This window comes from Anabaena sp. EIM26 (assembly GCF_057568715.1).
This window is the reverse complement of the sequence record NZ_CM172472.1, coordinates 205,425-221,230: the sequence shown is the minus strand read 5'-3', so window position 1 is coordinate 221,230 and position 15,806 is coordinate 205,425. Positions and strand designations below refer to the sequence as shown.

General features: G+C 36.8%; 14 protein-coding genes. 10 read left to right on the top strand and 4 right to left on the bottom strand.

What is annotated here, in order from left to right; genetic code table 11:
• The first annotated feature begins 118 nt into the window (after positions 1 to 118).
• The 10 genes from AC012T_RS00895 (at position 119) to AC012T_RS00850 (ending at position 8,516) form a co-directional block, all read left to right on the top strand.
• Positions 119 to 1,621, top strand: a complete 1,503-nt coding sequence (locus AC012T_RS00895) for a M16 family metallopeptidase (protein ID WP_487066378.1) — start codon at positions 119 to 121, stop codon at positions 1,619 to 1,621.
• 100 nt (positions 1,622 to 1,721) lie between these two features.
• Positions 1,722 to 3,233, top strand: coding sequence for a M16 family metallopeptidase (locus AC012T_RS00890; protein ID WP_487062451.1), 1,512 nt, complete (start codon positions 1,722 to 1,724; stop codon positions 3,231 to 3,233).
• Between the two features lie 261 nt (positions 3,234 to 3,494).
• Positions 3,495 to 3,767: a hypothetical protein gene (locus AC012T_RS00885; RefSeq protein ID WP_487062449.1), complete on the top strand. Its 273-nt coding sequence runs from the start codon at positions 3,495 to 3,497 to the stop codon at positions 3,765 to 3,767.
• 534 nt (positions 3,768 to 4,301) lie between these two features.
• The gene (locus AC012T_RS00880; RefSeq protein WP_487062447.1) at positions 4,302 to 4,541 is read left to right on the top strand and encodes a hypothetical protein; all 240 of its coding nucleotides are present in this window, start codon (positions 4,302 to 4,304) and stop codon (positions 4,539 to 4,541) included.
• 60 nt (positions 4,542 to 4,601) lie between these two features.
• Positions 4,602 to 4,838, top strand: a complete 237-nt coding sequence (locus AC012T_RS00875; RefSeq protein WP_487062445.1) for a hypothetical protein — start codon at positions 4,602 to 4,604, stop codon at positions 4,836 to 4,838.
• Between the two features lie 70 nt (positions 4,839 to 4,908).
• Positions 4,909 to 5,145: a hypothetical protein gene (locus tag AC012T_RS00870; protein ID WP_487062443.1), complete on the top strand. Its 237-nt coding sequence runs from the start codon at positions 4,909 to 4,911 to the stop codon at positions 5,143 to 5,145.
• 141 nt (positions 5,146 to 5,286) lie between these two features.
• Positions 5,287 to 5,508 (top strand): hypothetical protein, encoded by a 222-nt coding sequence (locus AC012T_RS00865; protein ID WP_487062441.1) that lies wholly within the window; start codon positions 5,287 to 5,289, stop codon positions 5,506 to 5,508.
• 253 nt (positions 5,509 to 5,761) lie between these two features.
• Entirely contained in the window at positions 5,762 to 6,940 is a 1,179-nt protein-coding gene (locus AC012T_RS00860) for a phosphotransferase family protein (RefSeq protein ID WP_487062439.1), read from the top strand.
• Between the two features lie 52 nt (positions 6,941 to 6,992).
• Complete coding sequence (locus AC012T_RS00855) at positions 6,993 to 8,090, top strand: T3SS effector HopA1 family protein (protein WP_487062437.1); 1,098 nt, start codon at positions 6,993 to 6,995, stop codon at positions 8,088 to 8,090.
• 123 nt (positions 8,091 to 8,213) lie between these two features.
• Positions 8,214 to 8,516: a HetP family heterocyst commitment protein gene (locus tag AC012T_RS00850; protein WP_487062435.1), complete on the top strand. Its 303-nt coding sequence runs from the start codon at positions 8,214 to 8,216 to the stop codon at positions 8,514 to 8,516.
• 174 nt (positions 8,517 to 8,690) lie between these two features.
• On the opposite strand, the gene AC012T_RS00845 is transcribed toward AC012T_RS00850, so the two are convergent.
• The 4 genes from AC012T_RS00845 to AC012T_RS00830 all read right to left on the bottom strand — a co-directional run bounded on the left by AC012T_RS00845 (position 8,691) and on the right by AC012T_RS00830 (position 15,271).
• Positions 8,691 to 9,476, bottom strand: a complete 786-nt coding sequence (locus AC012T_RS00845; protein WP_487062433.1) for a peptidylprolyl isomerase — start codon at positions 9,474 to 9,476, stop codon at positions 8,691 to 8,693.
• 308 nt (positions 9,477 to 9,784) lie between these two features.
• Positions 9,785 to 11,311, bottom strand: coding sequence for a beta-barrel domain-containing protein (locus AC012T_RS00840; RefSeq protein ID WP_487062431.1), 1,527 nt, complete (start codon positions 11,309 to 11,311; stop codon positions 9,785 to 9,787).
• Between the two features lie 295 nt (positions 11,312 to 11,606).
• Positions 11,607 to 14,654 carry an ABC transporter transmembrane domain-containing protein gene (locus tag AC012T_RS00835; RefSeq protein ID WP_487062429.1) on the bottom strand — a complete coding sequence of 1,016 codons (3,048 nt, stop codon included), beginning with the start codon at positions 14,652 to 14,654 and terminating at the stop codon, positions 11,607 to 11,609.
• A gap of 17 nt (positions 14,655 to 14,671) precedes the next feature.
• The gene (locus AC012T_RS00830; RefSeq protein ID WP_487062427.1) at positions 14,672 to 15,271 is read right to left on the bottom strand and encodes a helix-turn-helix domain-containing protein; all 600 of its coding nucleotides are present in this window, start codon (positions 15,269 to 15,271) and stop codon (positions 14,672 to 14,674) included.
• Positions 15,272 to 15,806 lie beyond the last annotated feature (535 nt).

Below are 15,806 nucleotides of genomic sequence, written 5' to 3'. Positions count from 1 at the left end.
TTTAGATTTTAGATTTTGGATTTTGGATTGTTTAATCCCCATTCCTAAAAATTTCCAGACAAAATCATCTTCCCACCCCCCAGTCTTACGTCGTCTGTTGGCAACTGCTTTAGCATTGATGATATCTTGTTGGGGCTTAATGCCAGAAGTCGCTATAGGACTGCAATCTCAGCAAACTTCAATTCAACCTTATTTAGATCGGGTAATTAAGCAGTTAACAGAATTTCGTCTTGATAATGGCTTGAAGTTCATCATTTTAGAACGACATCAAGCACCAGTAGTCTCATTTCTCACTTATGCTGACGTTGGTGGCATAGATGAACCAGATGGACAAACAGGTGTAGCGCACTTTTTAGAACATTTGGCTTTTAAAGGTACAAAGCGCATTGGGACAACAGATTACCAAGCTGAAAAACCGCTACTAGAAAGATTAGAACAGCTAGACACCCAAATTAGAACTGCGAAAGCTAAAGATCAAAAAGACGACTTAGCAAAATTGCAAACTGAGTTTAAATCAGTTGAAGCTCAAGCAGTCAAGCTAGTTAAGCAAAACGAAATTGGGCAAATTGTTGAGCAAGCGGGGGGTGTAGGTTTAAATGCTAATACTTCCACCGAAGCTACCCGTTATTTTTACAGCTTTCCTGCAAATAAATTGGAATTATGGATGTCTCTAGAATCAGAGCGATTTTTAGATCCTGTATTTCGGGAGTTTTATAAAGAAAAAGATGTAATTTTAGAAGAGCGACGAATGCGAGTAGAAAATTCTCCTATAGGTATGATGGTGGAGAAATTTAACGATACTGCCTTCAAAACTCATCCCTACAGACGACCGGTGATTGGTTATGACGAAGATATCCGCAACTTAACACCGTCAGATGTGAAGAAATTTTTTGACACTTACTATGTTCCTAGCAATTTAGCGATCGCAATTGTCGGCGATGTTGACCCCACAGAAGTCAAAAAATTAGCACAAGTTTACTTTGGCCGTTATCCAGCTAAACCCAAACCACAACAAAAACTTGCCCCAGAACCAAAGCAAACCGCAACTAGAGAAGTTACATTACAACTATCTTCTCAACCTTGGTATTTAGAAGGTTATCACCGTCCCGCTGTCACCCATCCTGATAATGCAGCGTATGACATCATCAGCAGTTTATTAAGTGATGGACGCACTTCACGACTTTATAAATCCTTGATTGAAAAACAGCGTTTAGCGTTAGCTGCTCAGGGTTCCAGCGGTTTTCCTGGAGATAAATACCCCAATTTGATGTTATTTTATGCCCTCACTGCTCCCGGTCACACAGTCGATGAATTAGCAGTGGCATTAAGAACAGAAATTGAAAAATTAAAAACTGAACCTGTCTCTGAAACCGAATTACAGCGAGTGAAAACCCAAGCCAGAGCAGGTTTATTGCGGAGTCTCGATTCCAACATGGGTATGGCGCAGCAGTTGTTGGAATATGAAGTCAAAACTGGCTCTTGGCGCAATTTATTTAAGCAGTTGGAAAACATCGCAGCAGTTACTCCTGCCGATATTCAGCGTGTCGCACAAACAACCTTTACCCCAGAAAATCGAACAGTTGGTAAGTTGTTGTCGAAGAAGGTGACAGTTGACAGGTGACAGGTGACAGTGAAGAAAGGATAGGAAGAAGGTGAATTTTCTTCCTTTGCTCCCTTCTTGCTGCTTTCACGGAACTGAGAAAAAAGAGAAGAGAGAAATTATGCTGAATTTTTTGGTGAAGGGTAAAAAATTGAAGTTTCCACTTAAGTTTTCAAAAAATTGGCGTTTTGTTTCGGCTTTAGTAATTGCTTTGCTGTTAACTTTTAATTTTTCTAGAGTAGCAACAGCAGCAGCAAAACATTATACCGATTTACAGTTTACACCTGTGTCCGAGGTGAAGTTACCCAAGTATGAACGATTTGTACTAGATAACGGCTTAGTTGTGTATTTGATGGAGGATCATGAGTTACCGTTAGTGAGTGGAACTGCACTGGTGAAAACGGGAAGCCGTTGGGAAGCAGGTGATAAAGTTGGGTTAGCAGAGATAGTTGGTTCGGTAATGCGGACTGGTGGAACTCTCAATCATTCCGCTGATGAATTAAATGAGATATTAGAGCAAAAAGCGGCAGCAGTAGAAACCGATATTTCTGAAGCTGCTGGTAGTGCTAGTTTTGAGAGTTTGACTGAAGATGTCGAAACTGTCTTTGGGCTGTTTGCTGAAGTGCTACGCGAACCAGCATTTGCTCAAGAAAAGTTAGATTTGGTGAAAACTCAGGCTAAAGGTGGAATTGCGCGACGCAATGATAATCCCAGTGAGATTGCGAGTCGGGAGTTTAGGAAATTAATTTATGGACAAGATAGTCCTTATGCTCGCACAGTAGAGTATGGGACATTGGATAAAATTGACCGTGAGGACTTGCTGAAGTTTTACCAGGAATATTTTTATCCCAACAATATGATTTTAGGGATTGTGGGAGATTTTAACCCACAAAAAATGCGATCGCTCATTCAAAGTAAATTAGGCGCATGGAAACCCAATCTCCAAATCGCTAAAACCCAGTTACCGCAAGTATCACCAGCTAATTTAGGCGGGGTATTTGCGGTTAATCAGCCCCAACTCACACAGAGTAACATTCTCATGGGGCATTTGGGCGGAAAGTTCGACAGCCCCGACTATGCAGCCTTAAACGTCATGAATGGAGTGTTAAATGGATTTGGGGGACGTTTATTTAATGAATTGCGATCGCGTCAAGGTTTAGCTTACAGTGTATACGGCTCCTGGAGTCCCCGCTTCGATTATCCAGGAATGTTCATCGCCGGCGGACAAACCCGTTCTGATGCCACAGTCCAGTTTATCAAAGCCCTACAAGCAGAAATTAAGCGACTGCAAATTCAAAAAGTGACAGCAAAGGAATTAAATTATGCCAAAGAATCTACCCTCAATTCCTTTGTATTCAATTTTCAAGACCCCAGCCAAACATTATCCCGATTAATGCGCTACGAATATTACGGCTATCCCGCTGATTTTCTGTTTCGCTATCAAAAAGCCATTATCGCCACAACCACAGCAGATATACAACGAGTAGCCAAAAAATACCTCAAACCAGAAAATTTAGTCACCTTAGTAGTGGGTAATCAAACCGCCATTCAACCCCCATTAACCCAGTTAGCCGCTACGGTGACACCAATAGATATCACAATTCCCCCTACTGCAACCCAAGCGAAGAACTAAAACCATTTACAAACCCAATTCCCGATTTCTGAAAAAAAGTCGGGAATTCTTTTTTTCTTATTTCTGAATCCTAATATATGTCTTACACCACGCTATAGCAAACCCTATTTATTTTCAGTTTTACAGACAAAACTCCTTAAATTCTGTCTTGAAAATTACTCTAAAAACCTTGACTTTCCCAAATCAAAGTTCAAAATATAAGAAGAGGATTCTAAAATTGTAAATTAATCTATCCCGACCAATATTTAAGGAGGTGATTTAATGATAGGCATAAAAATCTATGATCTATATCCTGGTCATGATGCACAGTTTTTAGATGAACAAACTTCGTTGGAAATGGCTAATATTCAGGGTGGTCTAACCAATGTTTTCAACAATAACAATGGCAGAGGAAGAAGAAGAAGCGATCCAAGTACAACAACAGGCAGTAGTGAGCTTTCAGTACTGATGGAAGAGATAAATACTAGTGTCGCTGCCTGGAGAGTAGAACTCAATGACTCACTTGATAATTTGAGACAAGGATTGGAATTTTAACGTATTTTCTTTGTAATTCAACTGGATTTTAATTACTCGTGTGTTGCTATTCTCCGGAATATAAAAATGCACGATTTTTTTTATGCGATTTATAGAGTTAGAAAAGCAGTTTTATATCAGTATAATTATAGCTTTTGACCGCCAACACTCTAAGGGCAATAAAAAACCGCTATTAATTGTATTACTGGGGGCGAGTTTTCCACAAATTATCTTATGTCGAACTCAGGTAATTGGCATATCAGTAGGGTGGGTCAGACTTTATAAATCCTGTAAATAAACAGATACTTGATATCTAAAGCACCATAAAATAGATGTTTAGTGTGACACTTGTGTAACTCCTAAAACTGAAAAAATATTGATTAAAATAACTTTTCAAAAGACATAAAATCATGATTAATGTCTGACAAACCTAGCTCCAAACCTTGATTTTCTAGATTTTTACCAATAAAAATAGGAGTATCGGTTGAGCGAACAATAACTTAACTGATTCCCACAAGTTCTACTTACTGAAAACAAGTCTTTTAGGAGGAAATTATGGCAAATATTAAACTCGCTGAATTGGAAGCAACCGGATCTGAACTATTCCAAGATTCCGAAAGCTTTTTGAATGAAATGAGTGATGTTAATTCCATTTACGGTGGATATTATGGTGGTAGTAATGTGAGCGATATTTCCACACTCACAAAATTGGCTGAAGCCTTTGTGAATGTATATGGCATTGGTCATATTGCTTACTTAGCTAAGTCTTACAGCGATAAGGGCTACGGCTACTAATAGTCTTGTATTTGATTCACAAGTTCTACTCACTGAGAACAAGTCTTTTAGGAGGAAATTATGGCAAGTATCAAACTCTCTGAATTGCAAGCAACTGGATCTGAACTATTCCAAGATTCCGAAAGCTTTCTTAACGAAATGAGTGATGTTAATTCCATCTACGGTGGATCATATGGTGGTAGTGATGTGAGTGATGTTTCCACACTCACCAAATTGGCTGAAGCCTTTGTGAATGTATATGGTATTGGTCATATCGCTTACTTAGCTAAGTCCTACAGTGACGGCTACGACTACTAATAGTCTTGTATTTGATTCAAAAATTCCCACAAGTTTTACTCACTGAGAACAAGTCTTTTAGGAGGAAATTATGGCAAGTATCAAACTCTCTGAATTGCAAGCAACCGGATCTGAACTATTCCAAGATTCCGAAAGTTTTCTTAATGAAATGAGTGATGTCAACTCCATCTATGGTGGTGGTTATGATAGCGAAGTGAGTGATGTTTCCACACTCACCAAATTGGCTGAAGCCTTTGTGAATGTATATGGCATTGGTCATATCGCTTACTTAGCTAAGTCCTACAGTGATAAAGGCTACGGCTACTAATCGTCTTGTAGTGAACAACTAAGTTAGATGGCTCTCCTAGGATTAAAGGTAAAAGTAATTTATGTAATTAACATAAATTGACTTGATTACGAATAAACCAGGAGAGCCAATTAAAAAAATATTTTTTTCAAAATTAAATAAATGGCACGAATTATCATTGCTGATCTGCATCCCATTGATTCAGAAGCCTTTCTCAATGAACTTACTAATCAAAATTCTCAAACTGTGTTTGGCGGTAAAGATGACTATCGTCCTCAGATTCTAGATTTTGGTGTTAAGGCTTTTGAGTTTGTGCTTGTGATTGCAGCTATAGATGCTATTTCGTTTCTGACCAATTCATTTATAAATAAAGATTCAACTTAAATTACTTTATTGACATGAGCAATCATAAAATCTGGTATACAACGATTCTACTGGAATATTTCATAGTGTCTTTATAGTTGATCGACACAACATCAGGACTTATTCAACTGGCTTGCTTTGTAGGGTGTGTCAGACCTATAAATTTATTATTATCAACAGATTTACAAAATCTGACGCACCTGCAAAATAGATTAAATGTGGCACTTGCCTAAGTCCTGAACAGTTTTAAAACATTTCACAATCATTTGAAGTTATGCCATTTATTTTAAGCTATCAAAATGTTTTTAACTATCTTATTTCCCAAGGATTGTGTACTCAGGCTGAACAATCATTGAGTGAAATTGAGTTAAAACCAGCCAAAAACTTTAACTTGTTAGTCCGCTTACCTGAAGGACGTAAACTGCTAGTAAAGCAAGAGCGTCTGAACAGAGAAGGTAAAACTCGTGGTGAGTTTTTTGATGAATGGAAAGTGCATAATTTTTTGAGAATATTTCCAGAAATTAGCCATTTACGCTCATCTTTATCAGAAGCAATTCATTTTGATGCTGAAAATTCGATCATTGTTTTCAATTATCTCAATGATTATCGTGATTTAGCAGAATTTTATGCTAAAGATAATTTATTTTCCACTGATATTTCTCGGTCAATTGGAGCGACTTTAGCATCAATTCATCGTTTAACCATAAACCGTCAAGATTATCGGGAGTTTTTCCAAACCTCTGAGAATACCAGCAATGGTATACAGTCTAAGCAGTTGGACAGATTAAATAGAATTACACCAGAAGTGTTTGGTTTAGTTCCTGCTGATGGGTTGAAATTTTTTGCCCTCTATCAACGTTACGATAATCTGGGGAAAGCGATCGCAGATTTGGGTAATGCTGTTAGTCCTTGTTGTTTAACTCACAACGATCTCAAGCTCAACAATATTCTTCTTTCCTTAAACTGGCAAGCAAATATCGACAACGAATCACCCTTTAGCAACAGGATCATTCGCTTCATTGACTGGGAACGTGGCACTTGGGGAGATCCTGCTAGTGATTTAGGAGCAATAATTGCTAGTTACCTACAAATCTGGCTACATAGCATGGTAACTAGCAAAACAACACCAATTGAAGAATCTTTACGTTTAGCTGCCATACCCTTACAACTACTGCAACCTTCCCTCTCATCCTTGCTGACTGCTTATTTAGCTAACTTCCCCGAAATTTTAGAGCTTCGTCCTAATTTCTTGCCATTAGTTGTGCAGTTCTGCGGTTTTGCCTTAATTAATTCTATTCAAGCCACACTGCAACACGAAAGAACCTTTGGGAATTCCGGTATCTGTATTCTCCAAGTTGCCAAAAGTTTATTATGTCGTCCCCAAGCATCTGTACCCACAATTTTTGGCATGGAAATATCAGACCTAATGAAAGCAAACTTATCTCCTGCCTAATTTAAGGGATGAAATCAACTCTTAACTCTACACCCTCAATCCTAGTAGACCCATGCAACTATTAGATTCACTGCACAGCCAACTTTCAGAATTGCCAACACAATTGCAGATATCACTGCAAGATATGGTAAATCAGATTGAAATTGAGTCTTACCACTGTATCAAGCATTCAAACTACAAACCATTAGAATTACCAGAGTCAGTCATCTCTCGTTTTGAGCAGTTACCATTGGAAATGCAGCAACAGCATTTGAAGTTACAATTACGTAATTTTTTATACAGTGCTTATTATAACGTCGCTTCCAAACCTATTCTTAATTCTGATCAAGAGGAAGCAAATGTAAAATTTTCCCAAAATATCGAAAATAACAGCTTATTTGGCGTAGATTTAGAATTTTATGATCGCTTACATACCAGGAACAAAAGTGAGGGCTACTGGAGTCATAACTGGCAGGTAGTCAGGGAAGAAAGCGATCGCACATTGGCAGTGCATAAAAATGGATTAACATTGCACGTTGAACCCAACATACATCTATTACCAACAAACCAAGCCGTAACAGTTGGTAAGTTTGTATCTATCAAAATGCCTAAAAATGTGGTGCAGAAAGGATTTTATATGGCTATAGCTAATGCAGGCTCCCAAAATAATCATCAGATTACGCGAATTTACTTTAACTTAACACCAGAAGGGGCTGCCGCAGTTATGGAAATTTTAACAGAACAGCTAAATAATATCCCGATTTCCTTTTCTTTTAAAGCACTATATAATCCATCAGATTATGGACGTTATGACTCAGCTGTGCTTTACTTTAACAAAGGCAACTATGATGTCGTTCACCCAGTATTAGAAAGGCTCTATGCAGAAAATAAATCCTATTTTCAGGAACAAGTACCTTTATTTACCAAGTTGTTAGCACCGGGATTAGCTTGCGCTGAAGAACCGGATCAAAAATTTAGTGATCAAGAAAGTTTTGGTACAAATCGCTGTCAAATTATCGCTAATGCTTTAATTGCTGCTTGGGAGCAAGGTGAATACAGTCCCGAAGGTCGAATGGCATCTATTTTCAACCATTTTGCATTACATAAAATTCAATTACAACATCCTTATCTCAATGCCAGATCTAAGGATATTTACACTCCCTTATCTTAATTACCATAAATTTAAGCCTGTTTAATCAATGGCATTAATCAGGCTTATTCCTTCACCAGCATTTTACCGTAGTCTAGTAGTCTTTATCAATTAATTTAACTTCGCATCTCAAAGGTATTTAGTATGATTCAAGAAAATTTTGAACAAAAAAAACAGTTAGATCAAATATTTAAACACTCACAATTTCAACAAATTCTCAAAGCAATTATCCTGGGTAAATATTCTTGGGCTTGTATTTTATTCCTGCATTTTTCTGGATATGATCCTCAAGACTACATACCTCAAGAAACCTACCATAAATTACTCCAAGAAAACTTTATTTTTACTGAAGTAAATCCTCATCCAACTCATCACAGAAAATTAAAATTTCCCCACATCAAATTAAACTGGATTAAGTTGATTACTAGTAAACATAGCTCAAACTAAATTTATGAATAATTGATAATTTATGAGGGGCTATTGCAATATGCTCCTACTGTAAATATAAAATATTCACCGAGAATCTGCTTTTAAGCAGTTAAAGATTCTCGGTTTTCTGATTTTGATTACTTCCAGTAATATGTTTTAGTTTTATCTAGGCATGATTATGGAAAGATTTCGTTAACTAGCTTCGCTCAATATTTCTGGAGAAGATGCAGAATTTTTATCCTCTGCTAGATTGGCAACAATTTCTAATTGGTTTACTTGTTGTCTCAACCAATTTGTAAATAATTCCCCCATAATTTTTAATTGCATCTGTTCATTTAGCTGGGGTTTAACAATTTCTTCAACCATAATTATATGTACTCCGTGAGGTGTAGTTATTGGTTTGAGAATTTGGGGTGGATTAGCAGCAAAAATTGCTGCTGCAATTTCTGGTCTAAAATCACTACGTTGACGAATACCTTGATATCCTCCTGCACGTCGCAGTTCTGGATTTTGGATATATTGACGAGCAATTTCTTGAAAACTTATTTCTCCCTCTTGCAAAGCATAAAATATTTCTAAAGCTAAATCTTCATCATCAAATATCACTTCATAAGTTACTGCTCCAGTGTAATCAAGTTGATGAGCATAAAAAAAAGGTTCAACTTTATCTGCAAATAAATGATTAGCTAACTTTGCAGAGAGTAAGTTTGTATGAGCAATTTCTTCAAAGTTATCCAAAGAAAGATAATGTTTTTTTAACCAGAGCCAAGTATCTTCTGCTTTAATCAATTTGTTTGCTAATCGTAGGCTATCTGCTGCTTGTTGTAGTTCTTCAATCTCGATCTTAATTCCTTCTTTAACAGCAGTATCAGCAATAATTTTCCTAGTAGCGATTGCTTCTAGTAAATTAGGGATCTGACAAGATATCTTGATATGATAAAGAATATCTTCAGGAGAAACAATTACCGATGTTAACATAATCTAATTCCTCCAGGGATACCAATTTATGATTTCCAATTTTCAATTTTGTAATCTACTAAGTTACAATCTGCCGTATTCTAATTTTATATCCTACACAAAGAATTTTCAGATAAAAATATCATATTCAATAAAATTTTTTATTTTTACTTATACCTCAAGATAGGTGACAATAGGGATTAATTAAAACTCACATCCAATTAAATATTGGCTGTCAACCATAAACTGTAAACAGCCAACAATCCCACAAGTTAGTTTTAATTATGCCCATCTACTTACTGAATTCACACTTAACTAATGCATAAGTACTAAAGCTCTAGACCATTGTTTTTTAGCTTTTTGAATGGATCTAAAATAAAGTCAATCACTCGTCGCTGACGCACAATAACTTCTGCTGTTGCTGTTTGACCAGGTACTAAGGGTATACGTTTATTACCCGTTTGTATATATGGTTGTTCTAAAGCGATTTCTACATCATAACTTTCGAGACGATTGGGGCTATTTTCTTGAATTTTAGAATCAGGTGAAATCCAAATAACACGTCCCTGGGTGACACCATATTCTTGGAAAGGATAAGCATCAAACTTAATTTTAACTGGCATTCCTACCTTCACAAATCCACTTTGTTGGCTAGGCATTTGTGCTTTCAAAATTAAAGTCGCATCTTTCGGGGCAACTTGAGCTATCATTTGTCCCGGTTGTACAACAGAACCAGGCTTTTTAATGGGTAATTCAAAAATTATGCCATCAATAGGCGATCGCACTACCCGCTGCTGTAATTGCAATTGCAAGGATATAATCTGACTCTTAGTTTGAGTGATTTCTGATTGCAGCGAAGTAATTTGTGTTTGCAAATCTTTCACCTGTTCCTGATTTTTTAGCAATGTTAGTTGACCTGATTGGATAACACCTTGATAGCTACTTTCCTCTTCTTGTAAACGTAATTTAGCCTGTTCAATATCTGACTGGGCTTGATTCATAATTGACTGATAGCGCCTGAATTCTTCTTGTAAACGCAACTGGGATTGTTGGATATTAGCTCTTGCTTCTGCTTGCAAACGTTCACTATCTTCCGCTGTTTTTTCTAATTCTACAACTTTGGTTTGGGGAATTGCACCAGCCTTTAAAAGGGTACGATAACGTGAAACTTCAGATAAATCTCGACTCAAACGACTTTTGGCTAAACGATGAGAAATTTGATTAGAATTTATGTTCTGTTTTGCTTGATCAACTTGAGCAAGTTTTTCCAATTTCTGTAAATGATATGCACTTTGTTTAGCATCTAAGTTTTGCCGTGCTTGATTAAGTTGAGCAAGTTTTGCTAAATTTTGAGACTGATTTTGTTGTTCTTGAATATTAATAGCCAGCAGTACCTGATTTTTGAGCAATTTTATTTGTCCTTCGCGGCTTAATAATCCTTCTAATTTGGCTTTTGTTTGTTGTAATTCGGTTCTCAAAACGTCAGATTCCATTTCAACTAAGACTTGACCTGCTTTAACAGTTGCACCTTCGGTAACATTAACCGCAATCACACTGCCAGTAACTACACTATCTAATTTTTGGGTTGCACCTTTGGGTTCTATTCTGCCAATAGCATTTCCGGTTTCATCAACTTGGGAAAACATTGTCCAAGGTAGAGCTATAGTTGCAAAGCTAACCAGCAAATAAAGCATTGAGCGTGTCCATGCTTTCGGTAAAGCATCTAATAATTCTTCTGTGCCATAAAACCAATCTTTTTCTTTAGTTGCTGTCTGTGTGCCATGTTGACTCAAAGATGGTTGAGTCTGTTCTGGTAGAACAAGAGTGGATGATGAATTGTAAGTTGATTGTGGCATAACCAGTTTGGGACTAATAAGATTAGACTTACTTGCAAAGTGAAACTATGAATAATTAAACGCCGCTTTATGCGAATAAAATTCATTTATGGAATGCTGAAATTTGGTTTCAAATCTGACATATATATTAGAGACGTTGTATGCAACGTCTCTAGGTTGAGATTGGAAATTACCAATTTTTAATTGAAAAGATTTGAAACAATAAAATTTTAGAGATGTGTCCTTAATCAGAGGTACAGAATCTAAGTTAAAAGCTGGATATCAAGCTATTTTTACTTCTGAATCCTGCTGTAATTTAACCTGTTTGTGCAAGTTGTTGTTGATTGAGATAGTAATAATGTCCTCTCTTGGCAATTAATTCTTCATGAGTACCGCTTTCAACTAAAACACCGCGATCTAAAACTAAAATTAGGTCAGCATGACGCACAGTAGAAAGGCGGTGAGCAATAATTAAACTTGTGCGTCCTTTGAGGATTATTCTGAGATTATTCTGGATGATTCGCTCAGATTCAGAATCAAGATGACTGGTAGCTTCATCTAATATTAAAAGACGAGGATTTCCCAGTAAAGCACGAGCTATAGCTAGGCGTTGGCGTTGTCCCCCTGATAACATTCCTCCACCTTCACCAATTTGGGTTTCATAACCCATAGCCATGCGTTTTATGAACTCATCTGCTCCTGCAAGCTGTGCTGCTTCCATAATTTCTTCTAGCGCAGCTTCTGGATGAGCAATACTAATATTTTCCCGAATTGTGCCACCAAATAAAAATGTATCTTGGTCAACGACTCCAATTTGCGATCGCAGTGATTGCAAAGAAATACTAGTCACATCTTGATTGTCAATTAATACCCTACCATCTGTCGGTGGGTATAAACCCAAAATTAACTTAGAAAGAGTTGTTTTTCCTGAACCACTCCGCCCTACAACTGCTACAGTTTGCTCAGGCAGAATTTCAAAATTGAGATTTTCTAGGATGTTAATTTCACTGTCTGAATGATAACGAAAAGTGACATTATCAAAGCGCAAATGACCGCGCAATCTAGGTAAACTCTGACGGGGTTGGGCTGCTAAGTCTTCTTCTACTTCTGCCTCTAATACATCATTAATTCTTTCTGTGGAAATAATTACTTCTTGTAATTGATTCCACAATATAATTAATCGTTGAAAAGGCTGAATAACGTTGCCCAATAACATATTAAAAGCAACTAATTGTCCAATTGTTAATTGGTTCTGAATGACTAACCAAGCTCCGAACCACAGTAAGCCGGTATTGGCTACAGTTTGAATTGTTGAGCTAATAATTTGTAGTTGATTACCAATGACTTGACCACTAAAATTTTTCTTGGTCAAATTATTGAGCAATTCTTCCCAACGCCAGCGGACTGTTTGTTCAATCGCCATGGAGCGAATTGAAGAAATGCCAGTGAGACTTTGAATTAAGTAACTATTTTCTTTAGTTACCGCAGTAAATACTTCACGGCTAATGCGTCTTAAAAAAGGTGTTGCGAAAAGCGCTAGTAAGAAAAAAGGTGGTACAATTGCTAAGACTAATAAAGCCATAGGCGGACTGTACCAAAACATTAATCCTACATAGATAAACACAGTCAGTAAATCTAAGACAATAGACAGTGCTTCACCAGTTAAGAAACGTTGAATTTTCTGATTCTCTTGGACACGAGAGACGATATCACCAACATAACGAGATTCAAAAAATGATAGAGGCAGGCGGAAAGTATGTTTAATAAAACCTACCATCAAAGCTACACTAATTCGGTTAGCTGTATGGTCTAGTAAATATTGTCTAAGTCCATTGATGACGACACGAAATAAGCCAAAAATTAGCAACCCAAAACCAACGGTGTTTAAAGTAATGGTGCTACCTTGAACAATTACTCGGTCTAATAATAGTTGAGTAAATAAAGGTGTCACCAGTCCAAAGATTTGAATTAACACCGAAGCAACAAATACTTCTAGTAGGACTTGTGAGTGAGGTTTAACTAAATCAAATAGTTGCCAGAATGGTGTGTTAGCTTCTGGGGTTTCTTTGAGTGAGTTTGTGGGTTGCAATAACAACGCATAACCAGTCCAACCTGCCTTGAATTCGCCAATAGATAGGCTGCGTTGACCGATCGCAGGATCAGCTACAATGACCCGTTTTTTGGTAATTTCATAGACAACGATGTAATGTTTACCTTCCCAGTGTGCGATCGCTGGTAGGGGTTGTTGTGCTAATTTATCTAAACTGGCTTTCACCGGACGAGTAGCAAATCCAATAGTTTCAGCCGCTGTGCTTAAACTTCGCATTGATGCACCAGCGCGATTAACATTGGATAAATCTCGCAAGCGGTTAATACTGAAATTTTTACCCCAGTAGCGGCTAATCATCACCAAACAAGCTGCACCACAGTCAGAAGCACTTTGTTGTTCTAAAAATGGGTAGCGTTTGTGAATTTTGCGCCACCAATTCCCCGCTGTAACTGTAGGACTAGGAAAATAGCTTTGATGTTTTTTTGGCTGTGGCTGTGTCTGTTTCTGTGTTGTCGTTTGGGGAAATTGAATCACATTGCGGTTTTTGACTTTAACTTCCCGCTTTATTGGTTCTGGAATTGGCTCATCTTCAATATCCATCAACTTACTTAATTGTGGCCAGTGTTGTATTACTGTGAGCCAATCAGCATGACGTAAAAAGTAGGCTTTTGTAGGTTGAGTTGCTTGCCAATTTCCATGTTGAGGATTGACATAAATATTCCCTGGTGTTAATTTTATCCCTTGGGAATGTTGCAATTCTCCTTGATGCACTAACAACAATTTAGTATTTTTGGTGAGTTTGATATTTAAAGAACCAATTTCTAGATTTTGCCTCTCAAATAGGGATAATGCTGTTAACATTTCCTCTACTGGTTCATGGCGAGGTGTAGCAGAATTTCGGCACAATAATAGCAGTGTATCCCAAAGTTCTGCCTTTAGAAGTAGGCGACCGCATACACTTGGAAACTGACTAATTACCTCTTGAGAAAGATAACCCACTGTTAAATTAACAGAAGCTCTAGCCACATAAGAACTCAGTTTCTGTTCTGGAAATAAAGTCAACTCTCCAAAGGATGAACCAGATGTCAAAGTGGAAATTAAATTATTCAAACCATCTAACAGCCGAACTTTACCAGACAAAACTATATAAATTCCCGGTGCGGCTGTAGTTGCTTGCCAAAACTGCTTGGCAATTGGTGGTTCGATAATTTCTAACCCTTGGATACAATTTTTAAGTTCTTGACTTGATAGTGAATCACCCAAAATATGGGTAATTTGTGCAGCTAACTGTGATTGGGAAAACGCTGATGGCATTTCCTGACCTCCAAATATTAGTTATTGGTCTGAATTAAATTAAATGACCAATGCAAACTAGGTTCGGAGTTAGATTGCAAATCACAAATTGTAATACCAGTATCCTGATTTTGATTATTTTTTGTTTGGTGGGAACTTTTACGTTTCGTAGAAAGTCCCATTTCTTTAAGTAGGCGATTAATATGGCGATCGCTAATTTCAATCCCCAATTCATTCGCTAGATGTTTACTTAACCATTGAGCAGTCCAATAACCAAAAGCATAGCCATATTCACGCGGACTATGACTTACTAATTCCTTCAATCTGTTAATGTATTGATTATTAACAGTCTTTGGTCTACCGATTCTCCGTTCATTCCACTTATGTGCCATACCAGCCTCGGCTATACCTATCCAATACCTCGCCATTTCCTGAGAACAACCAATAATTTCACAAATATGAGATTGAGATTTCCCCATATCTGCTAACAACATAATTTCAATCCTACGTCGATATTCTGGCTGTAAATTAGCTTGCAAGTTTTTAATCAGCACTTTACGCTGAAAAGGTGTTAAAAACTTGCTTTCATGTGCATCGTAAATATCAGAAACCTTGTTTGGATTAGAAGAGAATGACATAATGATTACCAGTTGCCGTCTACTGCAAAATTTGGGCAAATTTATCCATTACATCTGTTACTAAAATCCAGATGCAAAATTAATCAACCACTTCAAGCTAATTAAGTATTTATGAATAGTTGAGTTTTTATTACCCAACAATGAGGTAAAACCTGTTCCACAAATTAAAGCCTAAAAGCTATTAAGCTCAAGCAAGGAAGCCATTTATATCTATATTCTTAATACTATCCTAATATTAGTATTTTCTCATCAGCAGATCTTCATAAATCTGAAATTTTCCGCAAGAAAAATTAAAAAAGCTACAGTTCTCCAATTTTTATTTTTGGCTGATTTAATTCATTACTAAGTTTTCCTATATCTTCATAAAAAATTTATAGAAAAGACCTTGTTGCACTCTTATAATAATTTTATATCAAGTTTATATTCATTAGATGAATTACTTAAGGATGATAATTTTAAAAAAAAATCATTAAATAGATCAGATCGTAGGTTATTTAAATTTTTATTCAATGAAAAAATTAAGAGTACCAAAATA

Bases quoted from the DNA above. Each gene is read 5' to 3' on its own strand.
- AC012T_RS00895 (WP_487066378.1), top strand. From the start codon at position 119: ATGATATCTTGTTGGGGCTTAATGCCAGAAGTCGCTATAGGACTGCAA.
- AC012T_RS00890 (WP_487062451.1), top strand. From the start codon at position 1,722: ATGCTGAATTTTTTGGTGAAGGGTAAAAAATTGAAGTTTCCACTTAAG.
- AC012T_RS00885 (WP_487062449.1), top strand. From the start codon at position 3,495: ATGATAGGCATAAAAATCTATGATCTATATCCTGGTCATGATGCACAG.
- AC012T_RS00880 (WP_487062447.1), top strand. From the start codon at position 4,302: ATGGCAAATATTAAACTCGCTGAATTGGAAGCAACCGGATCTGAACTA.
- AC012T_RS00875 (WP_487062445.1), top strand. From the start codon at position 4,602: ATGGCAAGTATCAAACTCTCTGAATTGCAAGCAACTGGATCTGAACTA.
- AC012T_RS00870 (WP_487062443.1), top strand. From the start codon at position 4,909: ATGGCAAGTATCAAACTCTCTGAATTGCAAGCAACCGGATCTGAACTA.
- AC012T_RS00865 (WP_487062441.1), top strand. From the start codon at position 5,287: ATGGCACGAATTATCATTGCTGATCTGCATCCCATTGATTCAGAAGCC.
- AC012T_RS00860 (WP_487062439.1), top strand. From the start codon at position 5,762: ATGCCATTTATTTTAAGCTATCAAAATGTTTTTAACTATCTTATTTCC.
- AC012T_RS00855 (WP_487062437.1), top strand. From the start codon at position 6,993: ATGCAACTATTAGATTCACTGCACAGCCAACTTTCAGAATTGCCAACA.
- AC012T_RS00850 (WP_487062435.1), top strand. From the start codon at position 8,214: ATGATTCAAGAAAATTTTGAACAAAAAAAACAGTTAGATCAAATATTT.
- AC012T_RS00845 (WP_487062433.1), bottom strand. From the start codon at position 9,476: ATGTTAACATCGGTAATTGTTTCTCCTGAAGATATTCTTTATCATATC.
- AC012T_RS00840 (WP_487062431.1), bottom strand. From the start codon at position 11,311: ATGCCACAATCAACTTACAATTCATCATCCACTCTTGTTCTACCAGAA.
- AC012T_RS00835 (WP_487062429.1), bottom strand. From the start codon at position 14,654: ATGCCATCAGCGTTTTCCCAATCACAGTTAGCTGCACAAATTACCCAT.
- AC012T_RS00830 (WP_487062427.1), bottom strand. From the start codon at position 15,271: ATGTCATTCTCTTCTAATCCAAACAAGGTTTCTGATATTTACGATGCA.